This window comes from uncultured Cardiobacterium sp. (assembly GCF_938028185.1).
In the GTDB taxonomy this organism is placed as follows: Bacteria; Pseudomonadota; Gammaproteobacteria; order Cardiobacteriales; family Cardiobacteriaceae; genus Cardiobacterium.
Genome location: NZ_CALJAH010000436.1, coordinates 1 through 4435, shown reverse-complemented (window position 1 = coordinate 4435; position 4435 = coordinate 1). Strand labels below are relative to the sequence as shown.

Genomic DNA, 4435 nt, shown 5'->3' with positions numbered 1-4435 from the left:
TGTACAAGGCGCGCCGCCGAAGACAGTACGCCTTTGTACGGCGAGGCGGCGCAACGCTGTACAGGGCTTTGTGAGGATTGCGATAACAGTAAATACCCACGGGCGACCCGCTATCTTCCCGCTTTCTTAACTCAACCAGGAGAACTTTATGAAAATCATGGCAGTATGTGCTCACGGTCTCGGCAGCAGCTTCTTGATGGAGATGAACATCAAGAAGGCGCTGGCCAAGCTCAATATTGAAGCGGAAGTCGCCCACTCCGACCTCTCCGTCACCGCGTCAAACGACGCCGACCTGTTCGTGATGGGCGCAGACATCGTCGATAGCTCCAGCATCGACCGCAGCAAGGTCATCGTCATCAACAATCTCGTCAGCGCCGACGAATTTGAGCAGAAGCTGGCGGTTTACTTCCACCACGACTAGGAGGGCGTCATGAAAGCGCTGCTCGACTTCATCGTTGATATTCTCAAGGTGCCGTCCGTGCTGGTTGGGGTTATCGCCCTTATCGGCCTGATTGCGCAGAAAAAATCCGCCGCTGACACCATCAAGGGTACCATCAAGACCATTCTCGGTTTCATCGTCCTCGGCGGCGGCGCGACGGTGCTGCTCGGCTCGCTGAGCCCGCTCGGCGACATTTTCCAGCAGGCGTTCAACGTGCAGGGCGTGGTGCCGAACAACGAGGCCATCGTCTCCACCGCGCTGGAAAAATACGGCACGGCGACCGCGCTCATCATGGCCTTTGGCATGGTGGCAAACATCGCCATCGCCCGCTTTACCCGCCTCAAATTCATCTTCCTCACCGGCCACCACACCTTCTATATGGCGTGCATGATTGCCGTCATCCTCGTCGTCGCCGGTTTTGAAGGCGTGCAACTGGTGCTGGTCGGCGCGCTGACGCTCGGCCTCATCATGGCGTTCTTCCCGTTTATCGCCCAGCCGTTCATGCGCGACATCACTGGCAGCGACGAAGTCGGCTTCGGCCACTTCGGCACCGTCGGCTACGTGCTGGCGGGGCTAGTCGGGCGCAGCCTGCGCGGCAAATCGCGCTCCACCGAGGAGATGAATCTGCCGAAAAACTTGAGCTTTTTGCGCGACAGCTCCGTTTCCATCGCGCTGACGATGATGGTCATCTACCTCGTGCTGGTCATCGCCGCCGGACAGGACTTCGTGCAGCAGGAAAAATTCTCCAACGGGCAGAATTTCCTCGTTTGGGCGGTGATTCAGGCGATTACCTTCGCTGCCGGCGTCTTCATCATCCTGCAAGGCGTGCGCCTGATACTGGCTGAAATCGTCCCCGCCTTCACCGGGTTCTCGCAAAAACTCGTGCCGAACGCGCGCCCGGCGCTGGACTGCCCCATCGTCTTCCCCTATGCGCCAAACGCGGTGCTGGTCGGCTTCCTCGCCAGCTTCGCCGGTGGCCTCATCGGCCTCTTCATCCTCGGCCAACTGCACTGGGTGCTGATTCTGCCCGGCGTGGTGCCGCACTTCTTCTGCGGCGCGACTGCGGGCGTGTTTGGCAACGCCGTCGGCGGTCGCCTCGGCGCGAGCATCGGTGCCTTCCTCCACGGCATCCTCATCACCTTCCTCCCGGTGTGGCTGCTGCCGGTGCTGGGCGACCTCGGCTTTGCCAACACCACCTTCTCCGACGCCGACTTCGGCGTGGTCGGCATTGTCCTTGGCTGGCTCGGCGGCCATGCCGGACGCTTTGCTATCACCGCCATCGTCATCGGCATCGTCGCCGCACTGGTCGTGTATAACTACGCGGTGCCGGAAAAAGTGTCGCTGGACAAGCAGGCCGAAGAAAAAGCGAAGGGCTGAACCGCCTTGCCGCATCGCAAAACCCGCCGTTTGGCGGGTTTTGGTTTGCTGTTTATTTGTCCGTAGGGTGGGGCTTGCCCCACCGCAGGCGAACTTTTTGCGCGCGCTGTCGCTGCCGATGTATGATTTTTCCCGTCTGGTGATGGCGGCACCGCCAACGCCCCTAACATCCCCCGCCGGGGGACTTTTTTATTGGTGATGCTTTTTGATGACGACTTTATCCCGCCGTATTGAGGCGATTTTGTTTACCCGCGACGAGGCGGTGAGCGAGGCGCTGCTCGCACAAGCGCTGGATGTTTCCGAAGATGCCGTGCGCGAGGCGCTGGCCGAACTGGCCGCGCGCTACGAGGCGTCGGCGATGGAGCCGGTGCGGCTCGCGGGCGGCTGGCGCTTGCAGTTGCGCCCGGCGTATTTCCCGGCAGTCGCTGCCTTTACCGAGGCGCAGCCGGTGCGCTTTTCCCGCGCCTTCTGGGAGACGCTGGCGTTTATCGCGTATCATCAGCCCGTCACCCGCGCCGAGATTGACGCGGTGCGCGGCGTGACCACCAGCAGCGGCATTTACCGCCAGCTTTTTGACCTGGAATGGATCGAGGTGATCGGCACGAAGGAGGTACCGGGGCGGCCGGAGTTGCTGGCGACGACGGCGCAGTTTTTGTCTGACTTTTCCGTGGCAAGTCTTGAGGATTTGCCCGCTTTGCCCGATGAGGGTTTTGGAGGCAGTAATGAGTAATGAATTGGAGCGCATCCAGAAATGGCTGGCGGCGCGCGGTTTGGGTTCGCGGCGCGAGATTGAGGGCTGGATTCGTGAGGGCCGCCTGCGCGTCAATGGCAAACCGGCCGAATTGGGGCAGCGCATCAGCGGGCATGAGCGGCTGAGTCTGGACGGCAAACCGCTGCGCGTCTCGCCGGAGCGCGAGGCACCCCGGCAAATCCTGATGTATCACAAGCCGCCGGGCGAAATCTGCACGCGCGACGACCCGGATGGCCGCCCGACGGTGTTCCGCCATCTGCCGAAATTGCGGCAGGGGCGCTGGGTCAGCGTCGGCAGGCTTGACCTCAATACCGCCGGCCTCCTGCTCTTCACCAACGACGGCGCGCTGGCCAACCGCCTGATGCACCCCAGCGCCGAAATCGAGCGCGAATACTGGGTGCGGGTCGCGGGTGAGGTCAATGAGGACACCTTGCAGGCGCTGCGCAACGGCATCGAGCTGGAAGACGGCTTCGCCCGCTTCGACGACGTGCAGCCGTTGCAGGCCTTGCACGAAGACGATACCCAGTACAACCGCTACTTCAGCGTGGTACTGAAAGAAGGGCGCAACCGCGAAGTGCGCCGCCTGTGGGAAGCGGTCGGTTGCCAGGTCAGCCGCCTGAAACGCACCCGCTTTGGCAACCTCTGGCTACCGAAAAACCTTGCCGCCGGGCGCTGGCGGCCACTCACCGCCGGTGAGGCAAACGCGCTGCTGAACTTGCTGCAAGGCAAGCGGCGCGACGCAAAGACAGGACTATAATAAGCACACATTAACAATCAGGAATCGTCATGAGCGACCGAGAACAAGCCGCCCCCGTCCGCGTCAAGCCCAACGCGATGGGGGTAAAGAAAAAAGGGGCGGAGAAAATCCGCCAGGTCCCGGAAAACACCGGCCACGTCGGCGAAGAGCGGCTGCGCAAACCCAGCTGGATACGCGCACAATTCCCCGGCGGCGCAGAAGTGCAGCGGATGAAAGCCATCATGCGCGAGCAGAAACTGCACAGCGTCTGCGAAGAAGCCTCCTGCCCGAACATCGGCGAATGCTTCCGCCACAACACCGCCTCCTTCATGATCATGGGCGACATCTGCACCCGCCGCTGCCCCTTCTGCGACGTCGGCCACGGCCGCCCCAACCCGCTTGACCCGATGGAGCCGACGCATCTCGCCGAAACCGTGCGCAACATCGGCCTGCACCACGTCGTCATCACCTCGGTGGACCGCGATGATTTGCTCGACGGCGGTGCCGCGCACTTCGCCGCCTGCGTCCGCGAAATCCGCCGCCTCGCGCCGCGCATGACCGTGGAAATCCTCACCCCCGACTTCCGTGGCCGCATGGACAAAGCCATCGAAATCCTGCGCCACACCCCGCCGGACATCTTCAATCACAACATGGAAACCGTGGCGCGGATGTACGAAGAAGTGCGCCCCGGCGCGAACTACGAAAACTCGCTGGAGCTCCTGCGCGAATACAAAAAAGCGAGCAACAAGCCCGTCATTACCAAATCTGGGCTGATGGTCGGCCTCGGCGAAGAAATCGACGAAATCCTCGGCGTGATGGAAGACCTGCGCCGTCACGACGTCAGTATGCTCACCGTTGGCCAGTACCTGCAACCGTCGGTACACCACCTGCCGGTCAAGCACTACTACACCCCGGACGAATTCCAGATATTCACCGACGAAGGACTGAAAATGGGCTTCACCCACGTCGCCTCCGGGCCGATGGTGCGCTCCTCCTTCCACGCCGATATGTCGGCGAAAGCGGTGCTGGACTGAATGCGGGACGGGGCGCAGCCAGTCGCCGGTCATTCATGACCAGGACAAAAGCAAAGAAAAAGCCGCCTGCAGGCGGCTTTTTCTTTGCGGATAAGTTA

5 protein-coding genes are annotated in these 4435 nt (G+C 61.6%); all 5 read left to right on the top strand.

Annotated features, from left to right (window positions below):
- Positions 1–148: 148 nt before the first annotated feature.
- A complete protein-coding gene (locus tag Q0349_RS12605; RefSeq protein ID WP_298081368.1) occupies positions 149–421 on the top strand; it encodes a PTS sugar transporter subunit IIB in 273 nt (90 codons plus the stop codon).
- Positions 422–430: 9 nt separating this feature from the next.
- Positions 431–1816 carry a PTS ascorbate transporter subunit IIC gene (locus Q0349_RS12600; protein WP_298081367.1) on the top strand — a complete coding sequence of 462 codons (1386 nt, stop codon included), beginning with the start codon at positions 431–433 and terminating at the stop codon, positions 1814–1816.
- 208 nt (positions 1817–2024) lie between these two features.
- The gene (locus Q0349_RS12595) at positions 2025–2546 is read left to right on the top strand and encodes an SMC-Scp complex subunit ScpB (protein WP_298081366.1); all 522 of its coding nucleotides are present in this window, start codon (positions 2025–2027) and stop codon (positions 2544–2546) included.
- Positions 2539–3324, top strand: a complete 786-nt coding sequence (locus tag Q0349_RS12590) for a pseudouridine synthase (RefSeq protein WP_298081365.1) — start codon at positions 2539–2541, stop codon at positions 3322–3324. The genes Q0349_RS12595 and Q0349_RS12590 overlap by 8 nt, the downstream gene beginning before the upstream one ends.
- 29 nt (positions 3325–3353) lie before the next feature.
- Complete coding sequence (gene lipA / locus Q0349_RS12585; RefSeq protein ID WP_366916327.1) at positions 3354–4337, top strand: lipoyl synthase; 984 nt, start codon at positions 3354–3356, stop codon at positions 4335–4337.
- Positions 4338–4435 lie beyond the last annotated feature (98 nt).

Coding starts and splice junctions, on each gene's coding strand:
- Q0349_RS12595 (WP_298081366.1), top strand. CDS start 2,025: ATGACGACTTTATCCCGCCGTATTGAGGCGATTTTGTTTACCCGCGAC.
- lipA (WP_366916327.1), top strand. CDS start 3,354: ATGAGCGACCGAGAACAAGCCGCCCCCGTCCGCGTCAAGCCCAACGCG.
- Q0349_RS12605 (WP_298081368.1), top strand. CDS start 149: ATGAAAATCATGGCAGTATGTGCTCACGGTCTCGGCAGCAGCTTCTTG.
- Q0349_RS12590 (WP_298081365.1), top strand. CDS start 2,539: ATGAGTAATGAATTGGAGCGCATCCAGAAATGGCTGGCGGCGCGCGGT.
- Q0349_RS12600 (WP_298081367.1), top strand. CDS start 431: ATGAAAGCGCTGCTCGACTTCATCGTTGATATTCTCAAGGTGCCGTCC.